Source organism: Deinococcus roseus (assembly GCF_014646895.1).
In the GTDB taxonomy this organism is placed as follows: domain Bacteria; phylum Deinococcota; class Deinococci; order Deinococcales; family Deinococcaceae; genus Deinococcus_C; species Deinococcus_C roseus.
Window position 1 is genome coordinate 1 of sequence record NZ_BMOD01000046.1, and the last position, 19,773, is coordinate 19,773.

Sequence of the window (19,773 nt, forward strand, 5' to 3'; positions counted from 1 at the left end):
TAAGGATCGTCCTCTAGAGCTTCTTCTTCTTGCCATCCAATCAAAACTGACCCCGGACAGCAATGTCCGGGTTTCGTTTTTTCCCCCACCTTTTGAGGTGGGTTTTTTGTTTTTGATCCTTTTGATGTTGACCCTGCAAAAGGCATAATACCTTCATGCGTGAAGTGGTGCTGTGTTTTCCAGTCAGAACAGATTCATCCAGAGCAATTGAAGTGCTGCTGGGCCACAAAAAGACCGGTTTTGGCAAAGGCAACATTGTGGGACTGGGAGGCGGCATCGAACCTGGTGAAATTCCAGAACAGGCGGCCCTCAGAGAACTGCAAGAAGAAAGCGGTCTGATCGGTGATCCTGAGGCCCTGGAGCATCAGGGACAGGTGATTTTTTTGTTTCCCACCCGTGAAAACTGGGACATGCGGGTGCAGCTTTTTGTCCTCAACTGCTTTGAAGGGGAGCCCACAGAAACAGTCGAAATCCGGCCCGAATGGTTTCATCTGGACCGGATTCCCTTTGATCACATGTGGGCAGATGCCAGGCACTGGTTGCCCAGGGTGTTGCTGGGAGAAAGGTTGGAGGTGCAGGCCACCTATCTGGAGGACCTCAGTGTGGTGGACATCCAGATCAATCTTCCAGATCCTGCATCTGGGTCATGAATTCCTGGTGGTTCAGGTCAAAGCGCACTGGAGTCACGCTGATGTAACCTTCACGGACAGCCCACTCATCTGATCCCTCTTCAAACACTGTGGATCTGGGGGTTCCGGCCACCCAGTAGTAATCCCGGCCTTCAGGATCCTGGCGTTTGATGAGTTCGTCTTCAAACTTGTAGTCGCTGAGGAAAGTGATCTTGATGCCACGGGGTTTGCCTGGTGGGAAATTGACATTGATGAGGGTTCTGGCTGGAAGCCCATGCTGATGCACCCATTGCACAATCCCTGGAACGTATGAAACAGCATGCTCAAAATTGTATTCTCCCTGCTCATTGGGAGCCTGGGAAAAAGCGATGCTGGGAATGCCCAGAATCATGCCTTCCAGAGCAGCAGAAACCGTGCCTGAGTGGGTGAGGTCGTTGCCCAGGTTGTACCCCAGGTTGATGCCACTGACCACCACATCGGGTTTTTGCAGGATGCGGGTTCCCAGCACCACGCAGTCGGTGGGGGTGCCATCCACCCGATAAGCAGGAATTTCTCCGAATCCTGCGGCTGCAGTGTGTTTGAAGCGCAAAGGTCTGCGGATGGTGATGCCGTGGCCCACAGCAGACTGTTCCACATCTGGGGCCACCACGCAGACTTCTGCAATTTCTGTGAGGGATTGGGCCAGTGCCTTGATGCCTGGAGAGAAAATCCCATCGTCATTTGAAACCAGACATTTGAGCTTTGCGTTGTGGTCTTGCAGATTGTTCATGGAAATGCTCCTCTTTGAGGTGGTGAAGTCAGGTTTGAGTGGGCGTCATTGTACCAGACCCGGAGCTGTTTCTCTGCTCGCCAGATTTTTGTATTGTAAATGTGTGAAATACCACGAGTTGCAGGATCAGGAACTCAATGAATTGTGCTATCAACGTCTGGGATGGGAGAAAAGAAACCATCTCTGGGAGCACGGTTCAATCTGGCAGGAGTATGCCTGGTTTAAAGGAGAGACCCTGCTGGGCTTTCCCAATTTTCTGGTCCAGGATCCCATCATTTCCCAGCTGCAGGACTTCATTGAGTCTTATGGGTTGCAAGACGAGTATGGCTACCAGTTGTTTGAGCTCCTGGAAGCCCGCAGCATCAAGCACGATCGGGCCTGGTATTTGCTGGCCCATGCTTCGCCGCGCCATCGGGTGCTGGCGTTTCTGCGGGCCACGGAAGTTGTGGAGCAAACTGCAGAACCAACTGCAGAAGTGTTGAAAAATGCCCTGTCTTCTGCCCAGGAATGAGTGAAGCAAAAGAAACTGCACCAGATGTCTGGTGCAGTTGGGGTTTTGAGGGATCCAGAAGCCAGCAAAAATCAGGCGGCGTCCTGAAAAGGATTGGTCAGGTTTTCCCGGTGGTGGGTGAAAGTTTTGAGCTGGCGTTCAAGTTGCTCGATTTCGGGGTCTTTTCTGGCGGTCCTGAGGGCCAGGTAGCCCAGAGCAGGCCACAACAAAAGATTGATCACCAGCAAAACCACCGTCACGACATCCATGGCTTTAGGGTAATTCCCTAGAGGTTGCTTAGGGGTTGTTTGTGGGTGCACATTGGGGCTTTGCCAGCAGACAACCGGGGTGCAGCAGTTTGCTCACCTCAGGTGAATCACAGCAGTTTGATCAGGATGTTGTTGAACAAATCCAGCTTGATCTCAAAAGCCAGGCCTTCGCCGGGAGGGGCCACCTCGAAGTAAGGGGAATCGGCTGGAATGTAGATGGTGTTGCTTTCGGTGAGCTTGCCTTGCTGGCACAACAGGGAAGTTTGAGCAGCTTCTTCGCGGGTGAAGGAATATTGCAGGTCAGGCATGAAAGTGCTCAGGCTGGGTTCAACTTTGTTCAGGTTGAGAATGTAAAAGTCGGTTTTCAGCACATAGGCATTGTTCATCTTGCCCAGGTAGGTGTAAATGCGGCAGTTTCCCTGAATGCCAGTGCGCACCCGGTGGATGGTGTTGACCAGAAAAAATGCCGTGCCCAGCTGGCCTTTGTACCTTCCCCATTCGGCGTAGGCTTTCTGCCCGGTGTCTGTGTAGGCGTAAGCCGAGGCAGGTCCATCTGGACTGGGATTCAGCAGCTTCCATTTCTGGGCCTGACCGGTGCTCAGCAGGGAAAACAACAGGACAGTGGCAATGGCAGGGATCTGTTTCATTTTGGCCTCAATTCTTTTTGATCATACTGGTCTGGTTCAGGGACTTCCAAGGGGAAACCATCACTGCAAGCCAGAAGAAAACAGGCACCCCATCTTGCAAAGGGTGCCTGGGATGCCAGAGGGGTCAGTTGCTGGCCAGTTCAGGAAGCACTTTGCCCGGATTCATCAGGTTTTTGGGGTCCAGGGTGTGTTTGACAGCCCAGTAGGCTTCCAGGGTGGCCCTGGGTGTGGCTTCCAGCATGAAGGGCTTTTTGGCCAATCCAATGCCGTGTTCTCCAGAGAGCACTCCACCATATTTGATGGCCACCCGTGCGATTTCGTGGGCCAGGTGGTCCACCTCATCCCAGGAATCGGTTTGTTTGCTGTAGAGGATGTTGGGATGCAGGTTGCCGTCTCCGGCATGCCCAAAGATGGCCAGAGGAAAAGGAGAAGCGTCTCCCAGGGCGCGGATTTCTCGCATCACCACGGGCAGTTTGCTGCGCGGCACCACGATGTCCTCGTTCATGCGCTGGGGACGGATGCGGCCCAGGCTGGGGGAGATGCTTTTGCGGGCTTTCCAGAGGGCTTCGGCTTCTCTGTCGTTCTGGGCAATCTGGCTGGAGGTGGCTCCGGCATCATCAAAGGCCTGTTTGACCGCCTGGATTTCTGCGCTGACAACAGCCAGGTCGTTTCCGTCGGTGTCGCAGACCAGCACGGCTTCGGCTTCGCGGGGGAGGCCCAGATGGAAGGCGTCTTCCACGGCGTTGATGCTGGCTTTGTCCATCAGTTCCAGTTTGGCTGGAGTGAGGCCACGGGCGGTGATCAGGGCCACTGCTTTTCCAGCGTCTTCCAGGGTGTTGAAGATGGCCCGTGCGGTCTGGGTGTATCTGGGCAGCACGGCCAGTTTGAGTTTTGCTTCGGTGACGAAGGCCAGGGTGCCTTCAGAACCAATCAGCAGACCCGGAAGGTCCACGCCTGAGCGGTCCATGCGGTACACATCGCCCTGCATGGTGACAAATTCCAGTTCCAGCACGTAATCTCCAGTGACACCCTTTTTGAGACACATCGGACCTCCAGCGTTTTCTCCGATGTTGCCGCCAATGGTGGCCTGCCTGCCCGACTGGGGATCCGGAGGGTAATACAGGCCCAGGGGTTTCAGGGCATCCTGCAACTCCTGGTTGATCACACCAGGTTGCACAGTGGCAATCATGTTCTCCTGGTCAATCTGCACATTTTTCATGCGGGTGGTGGAGATCACCACACTGGGTTTGATGGGAACCACTCCTCCAGAAAGTCCTGAAGCTCCGCCCCTGGGGATCACCGGGAGGTTGTGGTGGTCGCAGATTTTGAGGGTCCTGACCACATCTTCGGTGGTTTCGGCCATCACCACGGCCAGAGGAACTTCGCCTTGCAGCAGTGCGTCATAACGGAACAGCAGACGATCGGGCAGTTCCACACGCAGCTTTTCGCCCACGGCAACCTGCAGTTCTCTCAGGTAACCGGTCAGTTCACGCACTTTGGCTTTTGCTTTCATGGGTTCCCCTCAGCCTTTGATGGTCTTGCGGCGGTCTGCTTCCTGATAGGCTTCTTTCAGCAGAATGGCGGTGTGTTTGACTTCTGCAGCCACCTCGAATTCACGGGTGCCGTAATCCAGTTGCAGCAGGCAGCCGGGGTTCTCCACGGTGATGACTTCTGCGCCAGTGGCCCGGATGCGCTCCATCTTCTTGTCGAGCTGCTCCATGCTGGTCTCGGTGTGGGTGATGTTGTAAATGCCTGCACTTCCACAGCAGTCGCTGGCGTTTTGCATTTCCTGGTAATCCAGAATGGGGTTCTGTTTTAGGATGTCTCTGGGCTGGTTGCACACCCCCTGGGCGTGGCAGAGGTGGCAGGCATCCTGATAGGTCACCTTGCGGCGGTCCATGTCCAGGTCCTCTGGCAAATCACGCAGGCCCACTTTTTTGAGGAATTCACTGAGGGCCTGTGTTTTGCTGCTGATGTTGCTGGTGAGGCCCCCGAATTCGGGATCGTCCTTGAAGTGCTTGTGCATTTTCTTGAGTTCTGCACCGCAGGCTGCACAGTCGGTGACAATGGCATCCACGGCCAGCGTGCCGTACAGTTTGGCATTGCGCAGGGACACCTGACGGTAACCGTTGAAATCTCCTTCTTCGATGTGTGGGGCACCGCAGCAGGTGGTTTCCCGCAGCAGGATCACATCAAAGCCGTTTCTGGCCAGGATGTCGATGGAAGCACTGGAAGCTTCGCTGAACACGGCGTTCATCACGCAACCCAGGAAGAAGGCCACGGTGCCGCGGTAGTCGCCCTGGTGCTGGGTGATGTAAGGGGTTCTCAGGCGAATGGCGGGAGCCACTTCACGGGAGGGAATCAGGCCTTCAAAGAGGTGCAGTTTTGCCCACAGTCCACCGTGTTTGCGGGCCATGCCACGCAGCACCCCGGAGCCACGGATGGCTTTCTGCAGACCGGATTTCTGGTACAGGCGCACGCCAGCGTTGCCCACATCAAAGAGGATGGGGTATTTGAAGACCTCCAGCATGGCCTGCTGGGCCAGGTTGGCGGGTTTGCCTTCTTGCAGCGCCACGCGGGTGTCCAGGGCCAATTCTCCAGGTTTCACACCTGATGGGCAAATGGTCTGGCAGGCCCGACAATCCAGGCAGTCGTAAGCAGCTTCGAGCACCACATCCAGTTCATCGGTGAGGCCCTGCGCGGCTGCCTTGTACAGCATGACCCGCCCACGGGGGCTTTGAATTTCTTCACCGGTCTGCTGGTAGGTGGGGCAGACAGAGAGGCACAGTCCGCACTGCACGCAGACATCTGCCCCCTCGATCAGGGCAGGACTCATGGATTCCAGGTTGATGCTCTTCGGATGCATGCCCCAATTGTATATGGATTTTAGATCTAATTTGTGAGGGTCGTGCAGACCTTTGGTGTGCTGTGGTGGAATTTTAATGCTTGTCTGTGACGGCTGTGCACAATGCTGGAGAAAATGTGGTACAACATTAAACAGTTCTCTGTCAGAAAGGTGGGCCAAAAGGGATTCCGGATGCACCGGGTGGCCTGTCCCAGGATGGATGGAATTGATTTGAAGTTTGATTTGAGAAAGGCGCACCACCAGAAGAAAACTGCAAAAAAATGTGCCAGGGTTGGAGCCCTGGCGACCTCAGGAGTGAGAATATCGGTGTGAATTGACACCATATTAAGGTTTTCTTGCTGCCTGTGCTTTGCTGTCGATACTGAAAAAAATTTAAAAATATGCATCTTTGACCAGCACGGCAAAAATCTGGCCTGTGATCTTTAACGAAAGGTTACAAAAGTCTAACTTTTGTTTGCATGTCTAGGCAACACCCAGATCTTCTGGGCTGCTGTCAGAGACAGCACGTGTGCCTGTTCTTCCACCTGAATGCTGAGGGTTCCTCCATGGGGATCTTTCTTCAGGACCTTCAAAACCACTCCAGGAATCAGACCCAGCTCAGAGAGGTACCGCAGGAACTCAGGGTCCCCATCGTGCACCCGCGAAATGGTCACCTGTTCTTCCACCAGGGCTTCGGTCAGCACATCTGCAGCGTGTTCAGGCATGCTGCCATCCAGCCGGGGAATGGGATGCCCATGCGGATCGAAATGGGGATCTCCCAGCAGGGCACTGATGCGGGCCTCAAAAGCCTCGCTGATGACATGCTCCAGCCGGTCGGCTTCTTCGTGCACCTCGTCCCAGGAAAAACCCAGCGCCTGGGTCAGGTACAGTTCCAGCAGCCGGTGGTGTCTGAGGATTTCCAGCGCCACCTTCTGGCCATTTTCAGTGAGCAGGGCTCCGTAATAAGGGGTGTGTTCCACCAGCGAGAGGTCTGCAAGTTTTCTCAGCATGCCACTGACGCTGGCGGGCGTGACCCCCAGGGCATCTGCCAGGCTCTGGGTGGTGACTTTGCCCCCACGGGCCAGTTGATAGATGGTTTTCAGGTAATCCTCGGCCTGGGAGGTGAGGAGGTCGCGGATGGCTTGCCGGCTCATTGTCACCAGTATATGCCGAGAGTGGGAAGACGGAGGTCAGGGCCTCAAGAAATCCGTCCAGCAAGCTTCATGCTTTGATTGTTTCCTGGGATCACCGGGCATGAGGAGGGTGCAAAACCCAGGCACCAGAGGTGTGCAACGGATCCGCAGGCCCCAGTCGCCAGATGTTCACCCTGAGCAATCTGGCTTACCAGAGCGGAAATTTCTGCGCCACTGGCGTATTTTCCCTCTTGCTATTGACACCCTTGCTGAAAGCGACTAGTATATATCACGCTGTCAAAGGCAATCATGACGGGCAGCGGGTCATGGTGGGATTAGCTCAGCCGGTTAGAGCGTCGGTTTGTGGCACCGAAGGTCGTGGGTTCAAATCCCATATTCCACCCCATTTTTACCGTCAAGGCTCGCGAGGATGGCGGAATTGGTAGACGCGCTAGACTTAGGATCTAGTATCGAAAGATGTGAGGGTTCAAGTCCCTTTCCTCGCACCAGGGTATACAGGTAAGCATAAGTGCGCGTTTTCCAACAAAGACAACTTCCAAGCGACCCCAAGGGGTCGTTTTTGCGTATATACCCCACTTTGGGCAGGAGCATTATGGCTGAACTGATCAAGAACGAAGGCAACCAGGTAGAGTTTAAAGTCACCGTCTCCGCAAAGGAAGTCAACACCGCTTACAATGCAGTGATTGGTTCTTTGACCAAACAGGTGAAAGTCCCTGGCTTCCGTCCCGGCAAAGCGCCCAAGACGGTGGTCATCAAGCGCGTGGGTCAGGACTACGTGGACAACGAAGTCCGCGACCAGCTGCTGCAAAACCACTACCCCAAGGCCCTGCAGGAACTCAAGCTGGCCATTGTGGATGCTGAAATTCACCCCGAGGACCTCACCGAGGGCCAGGACTTCAACTTCACCGTGAAGGCCGAGAAGTACCCCGAAGTGAAACTCCCCGAGTGGCGTTCCTTCGAGCTGGCCTCTGCTGCTCCCGAAATCACCGATGAGATCGTGGTCAAGACCCTGGGCGACCTTGCCGAGCGCAACGCCACCTTTGAAAGCGTGGAGCGTCCGTCTGCAGAAGGCGACATGCTGATCATCGAGGAGCAGGGCGAAGAGGGCGGCAGCTACCCCGTTTACCTCGACACCGCCGAAGAGCACATCAAAACCGCTCTGCTGGGCAAAAAAGCTGGCGAAGAAGTCACCATCGAAACCCCCGAAGTGGACCACGGTGACCACAAGCACGAAGCCCAGTCTGTGCAGGTGAAAATCAAGGAAATCAAGAAGAAGAACCTGCCCGAACTGAACGATGAGTTCGCCAAGACCTTCAAATTTGACACCCTGGAACTGCTGCGTGAAGCCATTGGCCGCGACCTTGCCACCCGTGCAGAACAGGAAGGCAAGCTGGCCCAGCGCGAAGAGTTTGCCCAGAAGCTGGCCGACGGCATGGAAGTGAACGTGCCCTCCGCACTGGTCAAGCGCCGCAAAGAAACCATGCTCAGCGAAATCAAGAGCGACCTGCAACGCCAGGGCGTGAAATTCGAAGAGTACGAGAAGTTCATGACCGAGCAGGGCAAATTCGATGACTTCGTGGCCGATCTGGAAAAGAACGCCATGGAGCGCGTGCGCCGCGAACTGGCCCTTGAGCAACTGGTTGAGGACCTCAACATTGATTTGACCCGCGATGAGCTGAACGGCAGCCTGGTGGCTTTCGCCCAGCAGAACCGCACCACCGTGCAGGAACTGTTGAACCAGCTCGGTTCCAGCGGCCTGGAAGGCTTCAAAGCCAGCGTGCGCCGCGACAAGGCTGTGGCCCAGGCCATTGCCAACTTCGAGAAAGCTGCACCTGTGGCTGAGGCTGCTCCTGCTCAGGAAGAAGCCTCAGCCGAAGCTGCTCAGGAAGAAGCCCAGCCTGAAACTGCTCAGGAAGAAGCCCAGCCTGAAACTGCTGAAACCGCTGAAGCTCCTGCCAGCGAAGAGTAAATTCAATCTTGACCGGGCAGGCCTCTGATGAGGCCTGCTTTTTTGTGTGCCTCCGCGCAGGTATCAACCTGTTGCAAAAATGGACAGCAGGCATGAGGTTTTGCAGGTACAATGCTGCTGTGATATCGCCGGAGAATGTGCAGCGGGTGCTGGTCGTCGAAGACAATGGGCGACAATCCCTGTTGCAGTGTTTTCACGCGAAGAGCTGCTGGAACACGTGTGGGGTCCCCAGTTTGATGGGGTGGAACGGGTGGTGGATGTGATGGTGGTGGCCCTGCGCAAGAAACTGGGCCGCAACCACCTGGAAACCGTGCGGGGCACAGGACACCGTTTTAACCCTTCTCCAGCAACCGAATCCGAACGTTGAGCCTGGTTTGCTGGCGGATCTGTACATCCGTCCGTTCTGCCCACAGCAGGTCAATGAGGTAACCTGTTGTCGTGGCCGGTTTTGTTTCCCTGATTGGTGCAGGTCCTGGAGACCTGGGTTTGCTCACTTTAAAAGCCAAGTTTGCGCTGGAACGGGCAGATGTGGTTCTGTACGATCATCTGGCCAATCCTGAAATTCTGCGTTTTTGTGCCCATGCAGAACACATCTTCGTTGGCAAAAAGGGCTTCTCTGAATACATGTCCCAGCAGGAGATCAGCCTGTTGATGGTGGAAAAAGCCCTGCAGGACAAACGGGTGATTCGCCTCAAGGGTGGAGATGTGTTTGTGTTTGGACGGGGTGGCGAGGAAGCGGAAGCCTGCATTGCTGCAGGGGTGCCCTTTGAAGTGATTCCGGGCATCACCAGTGCCATCGCGGTGCCTGCCTATGCGGGCATTCCCGTCACCCACCGGGAAGCAGGCAGCAGTTTTGCAGTGCTGACGGGCAATGAAATGCTTCGGGATGCTGAGAAACTCAAGTATCAGGCTTTCAATGACATCGACACCCTGATCTTCCTGATGGGCGTCAAAACCCTGCCCAGGATTGTGGAACGCCTTCTGGAAATCGGCAAGAGCAAAGACACGCCAGCAGCCACCATCCAGTGGGGCACCACCCAGCAACAGAAGGTGGTGGAAGGCACCCTGGAGAACATCGTGCAGAAGGTGCAGGAAGCCGGCATTGGGGCGCCTGCGGTCACGGTGGTGGGAGAGGTGGTGCGCTACCGCAACACCCTCAAGTGGTTTGACTCCCGCCCTTTGTGGGGCCGCAAAGTGGCCGTCACCCGCACACGGGAGGGCGGCAGCGAACTGGGGAACCTGCTCAGGCAGGAAGGGGCCATTGTGATCGAGGTGCCCCTGATCCGCTTTGAGCAGACCTCAGAACCTGAGGCACTGCAAGAAGCCTTGCGGCACATCTCCCGGTTTGAGTGGGTGCTGTTCACCAGCCAGCAGGGCATTCAGGCTGCCATGAAGGCCCTGGATGAACTGGGTCTGGATGCCCGTGCTTTTGCAGGGGTCAAGCTGGCCGTGGTGGGACCTTCCACAGCCAGAGAACTGGCCCGTTATGGCCTCAGGGCCGATTTCATGCCTTCCAGAGCAGGAGGGGTGCACCTGGGAAATGAGGTGCCTGCCAGTGGACAGCAACCCCTGTTGCACTTTGCCAGCAGCATCGCCGAGGCAGACCTCCATGAAGCCCTCACCCACAGGGGCATGGAGGTGCACACGGTGGAGGCCTACCAGACCCTGCCTTCAGAACTCTCTGAGGAACAGCGTGAGCGCCTGAAAGATGCAGAAGTGATCACCCTGGCCTCAGGAAGTGCTGCCCGGGCCTGTGCCAGCCAGCTTGGCACCGACATTCCAGCCGTCACCATGGGACCCCAGACGCACAAAGCTGCTCTGGCAGCGGGTTTCAGTGTGGCAAAAATGGCAGAGACCCCCAGCCTGCTGTCCCTGGTGGGGGCTGTGAAAGCCGCATTGCTGGAAAGTTGACGGAAAGAAAAAAGCAGGAATTGTAAGACACCACAGGGCTTTTGTCAGGACAAAATTCCCATTTGTGTCAGACCAAAGCCGTTATACTTTTGGGTATGAAGCTGTACCCCCTGTTCCTGGACCTCAAAAACCAAGATGTGCTGGTGGTCGGCGCAGGCAAGGTGGGGCTGCGCAAAACCAGAAGTGTGCTGGAATCGGGAGCCCATGTGACCGTGGTGTCTCCCGAATTTCTGCCTGAATTTGCCCAGTTGCCCGTCCAGAGGGTGCGGCGTGCTTTTGAACCCCAGGATGTGCTGGGCCAGCGTCTGGTCTTTGCCTGCACCGATGTGGAAGCGGTCAACGATCTGGTGGCCGAGGTGGCGGCAGAGCAGGGCACCTTCTGCCTGCATGCTTCCCGCCCAGAACATGGAAACTTGCGTTCAGGGGCCGTGTGGCGCAAAGGGGATGTCACGGTGGCGTTTTCCAGTGGGACAGAACTTCCCATGCTGACCCTTTCCCTCAAGCAGGTTTTTGAGGCTGCCATTCCCAATGATTTTTCTCAGAAAGTCCAGCAATGGAGCCAGGAACGGGCACAGGCCATCACCCTGCCCAGCCCTGCGCGTGAGAATGCCCTGATGGACCTCAAGGAAACCATTCAGGACAATCTGGGGATGGTTTCAGAACCCCTGCTGAATTTTGTGGTGGTGGGTGTCAACCACAAAACGGCCCCACTCAGCATCCGGGAACGCATTGCCCTCAGGCCTGAAGAGTTCCCCCTGATGCTGGAACACCTGCAGAAACATGCCCGTGAGGTGATGATCCTCAGCACCTGCAACCGCACCGAAGTCTACATGGCGGGGGTGGTGGGAGACCCCCTCAGTGCGTTTGAAGGGGCCTGGGGGCAACCCCTCCGGCAATACCTTTACATCCGGCATGGCTTGCATGCTTTAAAGCACCTCACCCGGGTGGCCAGTGGCCTGGACAGCCTGGTGCTGGGAGAAACCCAGATCCTGGGGCAGGTGAAAAGGGCCTGGCAGGATGGGCAAGCTGCCGGGACCACGGGCAGCATCCTCAACAAGGCCACCCAGCTGGCCTTGCAGGTGGGCAAACGGGTGCGCACCGAAACCGGGATTGCCGACAAGGCGGTCAGTGTCAGTTATGCCGCCGTGGAGCTGGCCAAAAGCATTTTCGGGGATTTGCAGGGCAAGACGGCCCTGATTGTGGGTGCAGGAGAGACTGCAGAGCTCACCATGACCCATTTGCGTTCCAGTGGCATTCAGGATGTCATCGTGGTGAACCGCACTGTGGAACGGGCCAGAAAACTGGCAGAAGCCTTTGGGGGTCAGGTGTGCGCCATCGACATGCTGCTGGAAGCCCTGCCCAAAGCCGATGTGGTGATTGCTTCCAGCAGTGCCCCGCATTACGTGATCCACTCGGAACACGTCAAAAATGCCCTGAAAGAACGCAGTAAACCGATGTTCCTGATTGACATCAGTGTGCCACGCATTCTGGAGCCAGAAATCTCCCACATTGAAGGAGCTTACCTTTACAACCTCGATGACCTGACCGCCATTGTGGAACGCAACCTGGCCCAGAGGGCAAAGCGCATCCCCCATGCCGAGACCCTGATTGAAGAGGGCCTCACAGAATTCAAACGCTGGTTCAGACAGCACCACAAACGCCGCGAATTGAAACAGGCCCAGCAGCAAGCCAGAACTGTGGCCCAGGATGAATTTGAAGGGTTACACCCTGTGCTGTTAAGGCTTGATGAAACCCAGAAAGCTGCAGTGCTTCAGGCCCTGAACCGTGCGACAGAACGCATGGGAGCCAGTTTGATTCGCGAGTTGCTGCATCAGGAAAAAGAAAAAAGCAAGATATCACATGGTCAACGAAAATAACTGCTTTAGATTGAAGTTATGAAAACTCCAACGCTTGCTTTATGCAGTCTGGCGTTGTTATTTGCTTCTTGTGCAAATACTCATACGCCTTTAACGGAAATCAGAGACCTGAAAGAAACATATCAGGGAACTTACGATGTCTTTATGGTCAACTCAGTTCCATCACAGCAAGCTTACGATCCGATAGGAGAGGTGGTGCTGTCTTTTGAGAAAGACGAAGTTGCTGCCAACAAATATGACCTGCTGGGAACCATGATGATGGACCAGAAAACGGTTTATCAGCTGCAGGGAACGCTGGACTGCACACAGCAGGGCAATGCCTGCAACCTCCAGTTCAAAGCCACCAGTGCCACATACGTTTATGAGGTCAGGGGTGAAGTGACAGACCAGCAAGTTCTGGATGCCCAGATGACCGGGTACAGCCTGCAACCCCCCACCGACATCGTGCAGACCTACAGGCTCCGCGCTGCCAAGCAGTGAGCCATAAACAAACACCTTGTTTGCCAACAGTGAAACCTTCTGTTCAGGTGGCTGAAAATTCTCAGTCTGGACCGTTATGATGGTGGGAACAGGCTGGTCGAACCGCTCAAGGAGGTTTTGCCGTGAAATTCTTGCAAGCGCTGATGGTGATTGGGCTGGTCCTGCTGGCCATTTTCACCGTGGCCAATTTTGATGCCCTGATGGCTCCTCATACCCTCAACCTTTTCTGGATCAGCAGTTACATGGTGCCCATGGGCATTCTGCTGGTCATTTTGATTGCCCTGATCACCATAGGTTATGCCCTGGCGGTGACCTTCATTGACCTGAGGTCCAAAGCCGAAATCAACCGCTACCTCAAACAGATGGAACAGATGCGCACCGCCATTGACCAGGCCGAAGCCAGCCGTTTCACCCAGCTCAGGGAATACATCGACCAGCAGATGGCCGGTCTGGCCTCCCGGGTGGAAAGCCGGGTGGACCGCGTGCGGGACGAACTGGCCGCAGACATTGGCCAGCTGGAAGATGCGGTGTTTCGCAAAGGTCATGACCCCAGAGAACGCGAGCTTTGAACCGGGTACAGGGGTCTGATTTCCTGAGGGTGTTACAATCGAGGGCAGAAGCTATGGCGCTAAACAAGTTTTTTCAGCGAAAGAGACCGCAGGCCACCCAGACCGACGACATTCCAGACCTCTGGTCCAAATGTCAGCACTGCGGCACCCAGATCTACAACCGTGAATTTGACCAGAACCTGAGGGTGTGCCCCAAGTGCGGATTTCATCACCGCATTCCGGTGATGAAACGCCTGGAATTCCTGCTGGATGAAGGCAGCTTTCAGCAAAAAAGCGGTCACATCTACCCCAAAGACCCCCTCAATTTTGTGGACACTGAGACCTACCAGGACCGCCTGAACCGCACCCAGAAAAAGGTGGGCCGCCCGGACGCCATCGTGTGGGGACAGGGCAGCATTGAGGGCACAGACCTCAGTGTGGTGGTGATGGACTTCGAGTTTTCTGGTGGCAGCATGGGCAGTGTGGTGGGCGAGGAAATTGCCCGCGCAGCCGAATTTGCAGCAGAGCACCATCAGCCCCTGCTGATCATTGCTGCTTCAGGTGGGGCACGCATGCAGGAAAGTGCTCTGAGCCTGATGCAGCTGGCCAAAACCACCGTGGCCCTGCAAAAACTGGCAGAAAAAGGCCTGCCTTACTTCAGCCTGCTCACCGATCCCACCACAGGAGGGGTCACGGCTTCCTTTGCCACCATCGCAGATGTGATTCTGGCCGAACCCGGAGCTTTGATTGGTTTTGCAGGTCCCCGGGTGATCCAGCAAACCATCCGCCAGAACCTGCCGGAAGGCTTTCAGCGGGCAGAATTTCTGGAGAAGCACGGCATGATCGACAGCGTGGTGGACCGCCGCAAACAGCGCGAGGTCTTCAAGACGCTGTTCACCCACTTCGGGGGTGCTTCATGAGCCTGCTGGACCTGGAAAAAACCCTCACCGAACTCGAAAGAACCAGCCAGGAAACTGGAGTGGACCTCTCCACCGAAATTGCCAACGTCAAGCACAAAATCGAACAGACCCGCGCCCAGACCCACACCCAGGTCAGCCGCTGGGAACGGGTGCAACTGGCCCGCATTCCCACCCGGCCCACCAGCCTGGATTACGTGGACCGTGTCTTCAGTGACTTTCTGGAATTGCACGGAGACCGGGCGTTCGGAGACGACCAGGCCCTGATTGGAGGTCCGGCCAAACTGGGCAACCGCAGCGTGATGCTGATCATGCAGCAGCGCGGCAAGGACACCAAAGACAACATCAAACGCAACTTTGCCATGGCCCACCCGGAAGGGTACCGCAAAGCCATGCGTCTGATGGATCTGGCAGACAAATTTAAACTTCCGGTCATTGCCCTGATCGACACCCAGGGAGCTTACCCGGGTCTTGCTGCAGAAGAACGCGGGCAGGCCTGGGCCATTGCAGAGAGCATCCAGCGCATGAGCCTGCTGAAGGTGCCCGCCATCAGCGTGGTGCTCAGCGAAGGGGGCTCTGGTGGTGCGCTGGCCATCGGGGTGGGCAACCGGGTGCTGATGATGGAAAACGCCTGGTACAGCGTGATCAGCCCAGAATCCTGTGCTGCCATCCTGTGGCGGGATTCCAAAGAAGCCCCCAAGGCCGCAGAAGCCCTGAAGCTGACGGCCCCCGATTTGCTGGAACTGGGCATCGTGGAAGAAGTGATCCCCGAACCCAGAGGTGGAGCCCACCTGGATCCGCAGCACGCCGCCCAGAATTTGCAAAACGCCCTGCAGCGCCACCTGGATGAACTCAGTCAGCTTTCCCCTGAAGAACTGGTGGAACAGCGGGCCAGCCGTTTCCGCAACCTTGGCGTGTTCATGGAAATCTGAGTCAGCCTGAATCCAAAACATCAGCACAAAACAGAGGCCACTAGGCCTCTGTTTTTGATTTCCCTTTGGTTTCCCTCTTGTTTTCAGATGTCCAGTTCCAGGGAAGGGGCTTCCACCGGCAGGGTGATGCGAATTCGGGTGCCCCTGGGACCAGAGTGCACTTCCCAGTTGCCTCCCAGCGACTCGGTGCGCTCACGCATGGAGATCAGGCCCAGACCTCCGCTGACTTTTTTGCGGTTGAACCCCACCCCATCGTCTTCGATGGTGATCCTGAGCAGGTGGGCTTCCACCTGCAGGCTCACCTGAGCGTTCTGGGCCTGGGCGTGTTTGCTGACGTTGCTGAGGGCCTCTCCCACCACCCGGTAGATGGCACTTTGTTGCTCTTCAGAAAGCCTGGGCAGGTTTTCTGGAATGTCAAAATGCACCTCCAGAGGCTGGCTGCGCTGGGCCAGGCTTTGCAGGGCACGTTCCAGTCCCAGCTGCAGCACGCTGGGATGCATGTCGTAAATGGCAGAGCGCAGGTGGGCCACCGCATCGGCCAGGATTTTTCCGGCGCGCTGCACCTGACTGGCTTCCAGCATGCGTTTGGCTGCGATGATTTCCTGCAAGGGACCGTCATGGATTTCCCGGGCAATGCGGGAGCGTTCGCTTTCCAGGGCACTGGTGACCACACGGGCCTGCAAGATGCGGAGCTTTTCGGTCTTCAGGGCCGCTTCTGCATTGCGCATGCGGTACTGCAGGCGGTTCAGAAGGTACAGGCCAATCAGGATGCTCAGCAACAAATAAGAATTGAAGTAGGAATTTTGATAGGTCAGCATGATCAGCGGAATCAGAGGAACGGTGATGTCCAGGGTGCCGGGATCACGGCGGGGCACCACCAGCCAGCGCCGGGCCAGCTGCCGCACCCCGAAAAACAGGGTGGTGGCTTCCAGCAGGGTCAGGTAAAACCAGGGATTGTTGACATCGGCCGCTGCATAGTGGGTTTTGGGAAACAGGGGGCTCACCCAGGTGACAAAAGCCACCACCAGCCCCACCCCCAGCAAATCTGCGCCGATCCTGCCCCAGTGCCATTCGGTCTGGGGGGCCAGCAAATACACCAGCAGCAAACTGAAAGGCAGGATCACCAGGGCAGGCCATCCCAGCCACAAAGCCGCCACAATGGCCAGACCGCTGATCAAACGGATGCTGCTGTGCCCCTCAAAGTGCACACGCAGCACATGAAACATCACATGCCCGATGATGATCAGCAGAACAGCATTCGGTTCGATGTTCCATTTCTGAACCCAGCCCAGCAGTTCGAAACTCTGTACGCTTGAAGGATCTGCACCGTTCATGGTCTAGCGGACCTTTTCTGGAGAACCTGAAGAATTTGCTTCTGCAGGTTTTGTTTGACCTGCACAATCTTCAGTTTACAATTCACTGAGTTGGATGATGCCACGTTTCATGCTGCGGATCACGGCCTCGGTGCGGCTGGCCACCTCCAGTTTTTCAAAGAGGGCGCTGAGGTGCACTTCCACAGTTTTGGGAGAGATCTCCAGTTTCTTGGCAATCTCCTTGTTGGAAAAGCCCCGCGCAGCCAGCAGCAGCACTTCACGTTCCCGTTCAGTGAGGGCTTCGGTTTTCTGTTCGCTGCCCTGCCGGACCCGCTTCAGGATCATCTGGGTGAGTTGAGGCGCAATCACACTCTCGCCGCGTTTGGCTGCATAAATGGCATCAATGAGGTCCTGTCCAGGAGCATCTTTCAGCAGGTACCCTGCAGCGCCTGCTTCCAGCAGGGCCATCACAAAAGCCTCGTCGTCGTGGGCACTGAGGCCCAGCACAGCAATGCGGGGATACAGCTTCTTGATCTGGCGGGTGGCTTCAATGCCGCCCATGTTGGGCATGTTGACATCCATGATGGCAATGTCAGGGGTGAGGGTGTCACAGAGGTCTATGGCCTGCTGTCCGTCGCGGGCCTCGCCCACCACCTGCAAGTTGGGATCCTGTTGCAAAAGAGCGTGTGTGCCTTCTCGAACCAGAGCGTGATCATCTACCAGCAAAATGGAAATCATGCTTCCAGTGTAAACAGCCCCGCACACAAGCACCATTCATTTTGGGCTGTCACCAGAAAAAACCTCTGGAGATTTCTGCTGTGCTGTACGCACAAGGGCCTGGGGCTGCTGGTGTAAAAATAAGGGTTTTCCCTGAGAAAATCGGCAAATCGGGGCTTGGTTAGACAGGTGTTTCTGAAACAGCTGCAATTGAAGTTCCAGAGGGCAGTTCTGCTGCAAGGTCTGGTAAGTGTTTTGGCAGATCTCTGGGCCAGAGGGCAGCAGAAACCTGCTCTGGCAGCAACCATCCCTCTGAAAGCTTTGAGGGTCGTCTAGTGGACCTTGCCAGGGGGCTTGCTTTTTGCAGAGCACCTTGCTATTCTTTTTCTCGCTTGAGGCAATTGCCAAAAGTGGTATTCGGCAGTAGCTCAGCGGTAGAGCGTCCGACTGTTAATCGGATGGTCGTAGGTTCGATCCCTACCTGCCGAGCCAAAACAAACCCCGCGAAAGCGGGGTTTTTCTTTGCTTGATGAATTTGTCTGGCGTTGTTTTGCTGGTTTGCTCAGCGAGGACGGTTTTTCTCTTCCAGAAATTGCAAGGCTTTTTCCATCAAGGGGTCTTCTCCAAGGGCCAGCTTTTCAGGATCGTCTTCCATGAGGACATCCGGGGTGATGCTGGCCGGGTAAGGCTGTCCTGCTTCATCCTGCACATACAGGATGCTGAGCTGCAAAGCAGACTGGTCGGCCAGAGGATAAAGCAGGGTGGAGGTGTTCCCCACCCCATAGGTTTTTTCCCCAAAAATCCAGGTGATGGCAGCTTTTCTGGATTCATACGCCATGAACTCTGCACAGGATGCACTGCGTTCATCCACCAGAAAAACCGTGGGATGGATCCACAGGGCGTAACCCTCAACAGAAGCCACAGGAATGGGTGCCCCTCCGGGCAGCTGAAACCACAACTGTCCTTTCTCTGCATGCATGGTGTTGCGCCAGCCCACCTGAATCCATTCTTCTGAAAAACGGGGATTGAACGCCAGGGCGGCCAGCATGCACTGGTCGGAGCGGCCTCCGCCATTGCTTCTGAGGTCCACCACCATGCCGGTCATGCCTTCTTCCTGGGCACGGGCCACCAGGCCATGCACCCTGCTGGCAATGTCGCCACTGCCCAGAAAAGTAGGAATGCGCAGGATGCCGATGTTCCCGGATCGCACCAGATAAGGCATGAACACCAGAGGCATTTCTTTGGGGATGAGGGTGACCTGAAAAGCAGTTTTTCCCTGTCGGGTGATGATGACGTTCTGGGGTGCTGTGGTTTTTGTGCTGTCCAGTCCTGTGATCACATCAAAACGGGACATCCCTGCCAGATCTGCTGGTCCGCCCTGGACCACATCCAGAACCATGGTTCTGCCATCTTGCAACCTGTAAGACTGAAAACCAAAAAATCCGGTGTTGCTGCCCTGGCTGCGGGCAAGGTAAGCCTGATGCTGCTCCGGGGTCAGAAAGTTGGCATGGCCATCTTTCAGGCTGGTCATGACGTTTTTGATGGCTGGATAGGCTGCACTGCTGGGACAGCCAGGGATGGTGTTGCATGCTTCCTGCATTTCACCCCTGTGCTGATCGATCAGGTTTTGCAGGTCCAGATGCCGGGGATTCACATACCTTTTGAGCAGGGTGCGTTCAAAGTTCTGGTACAGCTCTGGCGCAGTGACTGCAGCCGCACTGCAAGAAAAACCAAGCAGAAGGGAGAGCATCAGGATTCGCATGTGCCTTTTATTGTAGAAGCACATCTGCTGAAGACTCTGAGTGCATCCTCCGTTTCATGTAGGGCCAGAGGAGGGGAGATCTGCCACTTCTGCTATTTTTATACCGAGTACAGATATTTTGATGGGGGATTTGGTGCTTTGAAAACCCCGTGTGGCACGCATTTGATCGGGCAGCCAAAAACCCCAGTCTGTGGGTGTTGACATAACCGGGTATCCGTAGTATTCTTTTCTTCGCCCGAGAGGAAGCAGCAATGCAGAAACGAAGGCGGAGTTGTTTGACAGAAGAAGAAGCTTAGTGAGACGGAAGGAGACCCGACAGGGTCTTGAGAGCGGTCTGCGGACTCTAGACTCTCGAAAATAGAAACCTGTACAGGTTTCTTTGAATACAGCCAAGCGAAACAGAAATGATAGCTTGGGACAAACTAACTTACTAAGCAGCTAACGCTGCTTGTAATGCCATTTATGGAGAGTTTGATCCTGGCTCAGGGTGAACGCTGGCGGCGTGCTTAAGACATGCAAGTCGAACGGGGAACTTCGGTTCTTA

19 protein-coding genes, 3 tRNA genes and 1 rRNA gene are annotated in these 19,773 nt (G+C 55.7%); 14 read left to right on the forward strand and 9 right to left on the reverse strand.

Annotated elements, in window-relative coordinates; translation table 11 throughout:
* Nucleotides 1-155: 155 nt before the first annotated feature.
* The gene (locus IEY52_RS25445) at nt 156-650 is read left to right on the forward strand and encodes an 8-oxo-dGTP diphosphatase (RefSeq protein ID WP_189009144.1); all 495 of its coding nucleotides are present in this window, start codon (nt 156-158) and stop codon (nt 648-650) included.
* On the opposite strand, the gene surE is transcribed toward IEY52_RS25445, so the two are convergent.
* Complete coding sequence (surE, locus tag IEY52_RS25450; RefSeq protein WP_189009147.1) at nt 619-1,398, reverse strand: 5'/3'-nucleotidase SurE; 780 nt, start codon at nt 1,396-1,398, stop codon at nt 619-621. The two genes, IEY52_RS25445 and surE, sit on opposite strands and share 32 nt — an antisense overlap.
* 103 nt (nt 1,399-1,501) lie before the next feature.
* Here surE and IEY52_RS25455 point away from each other — a divergent pair, with 103 nt between their 5' ends.
* Nucleotides 1,502-1,909 carry a hypothetical protein gene (locus IEY52_RS25455; protein WP_189009150.1) on the forward strand — a complete coding sequence of 136 codons (408 nt, stop codon included), beginning with the start codon at nt 1,502-1,504 and terminating at the stop codon, nt 1,907-1,909.
* Nucleotides 1,910-1,980: 71 nt separating this feature from the next.
* Here IEY52_RS25455 and IEY52_RS25460 read toward each other — a convergent pair whose 3' ends face one another.
* The 5 genes from IEY52_RS25460 to IEY52_RS25480 form a co-directional block, all read right to left on the reverse strand.
* On the reverse strand, nt 1,981-2,157 hold the full coding sequence (locus IEY52_RS25460; RefSeq protein WP_189009153.1) for a hypothetical protein: 177 nt from the start codon (nt 2,155-2,157) through the stop codon (nt 1,981-1,983).
* Between the two features lie 107 nt (nt 2,158-2,264).
* Nucleotides 2,265-2,804 carry a hypothetical protein gene (locus IEY52_RS25465; RefSeq protein WP_189009155.1) on the reverse strand — a complete coding sequence of 180 codons (540 nt, stop codon included), beginning with the start codon at nt 2,802-2,804 and terminating at the stop codon, nt 2,265-2,267.
* A 124-nt stretch (nt 2,805-2,928) separates the two neighbouring features.
* A complete protein-coding gene (locus IEY52_RS25470) occupies nt 2,929-4,317 on the reverse strand; it encodes an FAD-binding oxidoreductase (RefSeq protein ID WP_189009158.1) in 1,389 nt (462 codons plus the stop codon).
* A gap of 9 nt (nt 4,318-4,326) precedes the next feature.
* Nucleotides 4,327-5,670: a (Fe-S)-binding protein gene (locus IEY52_RS25475; RefSeq protein WP_189009160.1), complete on the reverse strand. Its 1,344-nt coding sequence runs from the start codon at nt 5,668-5,670 to the stop codon at nt 4,327-4,329.
* A gap of 443 nt (nt 5,671-6,113) precedes the next feature.
* Complete coding sequence (locus IEY52_RS25480; protein ID WP_189009163.1) at nt 6,114-6,803, reverse strand: metal-dependent transcriptional regulator; 690 nt, start codon at nt 6,801-6,803, stop codon at nt 6,114-6,116.
* Between the two features lie 308 nt (nt 6,804-7,111).
* On the opposite strand from IEY52_RS25480, the gene IEY52_RS25485 reads away from it, so the two are divergent.
* The 10 genes from IEY52_RS25485 (at nt 7,112) to IEY52_RS25530 (ending at nt 15,437) form a co-directional block, all read left to right on the forward strand.
* Nucleotides 7,112-7,188, forward strand: a tRNA-His gene (locus IEY52_RS25485).
* A gap of 18 nt (nt 7,189-7,206) precedes the next feature.
* A tRNA-Leu gene (locus tag IEY52_RS25490) sits at nt 7,207-7,291 on the forward strand.
* Nucleotides 7,292-7,395: 104 nt separating this feature from the next.
* Nucleotides 7,396-8,772: a trigger factor gene (gene tig / locus IEY52_RS25495; RefSeq protein ID WP_189009166.1), complete on the forward strand. Its 1,377-nt coding sequence runs from the start codon at nt 7,396-7,398 to the stop codon at nt 8,770-8,772.
* A gap of 187 nt (nt 8,773-8,959) precedes the next feature.
* Complete coding sequence (locus IEY52_RS26855) at nt 8,960-9,139, forward strand: winged helix-turn-helix domain-containing protein (protein ID WP_229684981.1); 180 nt, start codon at nt 8,960-8,962, stop codon at nt 9,137-9,139.
* A 71-nt stretch (nt 9,140-9,210) separates the two neighbouring features.
* The gene (gene cobA, locus IEY52_RS25505; protein ID WP_189009172.1) at nt 9,211-10,683 is read left to right on the forward strand and encodes a uroporphyrinogen-III C-methyltransferase; all 1,473 of its coding nucleotides are present in this window, start codon (nt 9,211-9,213) and stop codon (nt 10,681-10,683) included.
* A 95-nt stretch (nt 10,684-10,778) separates the two neighbouring features.
* The gene (gene hemA / locus IEY52_RS25510; protein ID WP_189009175.1) at nt 10,779-12,560 is read left to right on the forward strand and encodes a glutamyl-tRNA reductase; all 1,782 of its coding nucleotides are present in this window, start codon (nt 10,779-10,781) and stop codon (nt 12,558-12,560) included.
* A 144-nt stretch (nt 12,561-12,704) separates the two neighbouring features.
* Entirely contained in the window at nt 12,705-13,040 is a 336-nt protein-coding gene (locus IEY52_RS25515) for a hypothetical protein (protein ID WP_189009178.1), read from the forward strand.
* 122 nt (nt 13,041-13,162) lie between these two features.
* A complete protein-coding gene (locus IEY52_RS25520) occupies nt 13,163-13,609 on the forward strand; it encodes a LapA family protein (RefSeq protein WP_189009180.1) in 447 nt (148 codons plus the stop codon).
* A gap of 53 nt (nt 13,610-13,662) precedes the next feature.
* On the forward strand, nt 13,663-14,508 hold the full coding sequence (accD, locus tag IEY52_RS25525; protein ID WP_189009183.1) for an acetyl-CoA carboxylase, carboxyltransferase subunit beta: 846 nt from the start codon (nt 13,663-13,665) through the stop codon (nt 14,506-14,508).
* Nucleotides 14,505-15,437, forward strand: coding sequence for an acetyl-CoA carboxylase carboxyltransferase subunit alpha (locus IEY52_RS25530; protein WP_189009185.1), 933 nt, complete (start codon nt 14,505-14,507; stop codon nt 15,435-15,437). The genes accD and IEY52_RS25530 overlap by 4 nt, the downstream gene beginning before the upstream one ends.
* Before the next feature lie 83 nt (nt 15,438-15,520).
* Here IEY52_RS25530 and IEY52_RS25535 read toward each other — a convergent pair whose 3' ends face one another.
* Entirely contained in the window at nt 15,521-16,771 is a 1,251-nt protein-coding gene (locus tag IEY52_RS25535; protein WP_189009188.1) for a sensor histidine kinase, read from the reverse strand.
* A gap of 75 nt (nt 16,772-16,846) precedes the next feature.
* Nucleotides 16,847-17,488, reverse strand: a complete 642-nt coding sequence (locus tag IEY52_RS25540) for a response regulator (RefSeq protein ID WP_229684982.1) — start codon at nt 17,486-17,488, stop codon at nt 16,847-16,849.
* Between the two features lie 396 nt (nt 17,489-17,884).
* On the opposite strand from IEY52_RS25540, the gene IEY52_RS25545 reads away from it, so the two are divergent.
* Nucleotides 17,885-17,959, forward strand: a tRNA-Asn gene (locus IEY52_RS25545).
* Between the two features lie 70 nt (nt 17,960-18,029).
* Here IEY52_RS25545 and IEY52_RS25550 read toward each other — a convergent pair.
* The gene (locus tag IEY52_RS25550; protein ID WP_189009194.1) at nt 18,030-19,229 is read right to left on the reverse strand and encodes a S41 family peptidase; all 1,200 of its coding nucleotides are present in this window, start codon (nt 19,227-19,229) and stop codon (nt 18,030-18,032) included.
* Between the two features lie 459 nt (nt 19,230-19,688).
* On the opposite strand from IEY52_RS25550, the gene IEY52_RS25555 reads away from it, so the two are divergent.
* Nucleotides 19,689-19,773, forward strand: a 16S ribosomal RNA gene (locus tag IEY52_RS25555); the annotation flags it as partial.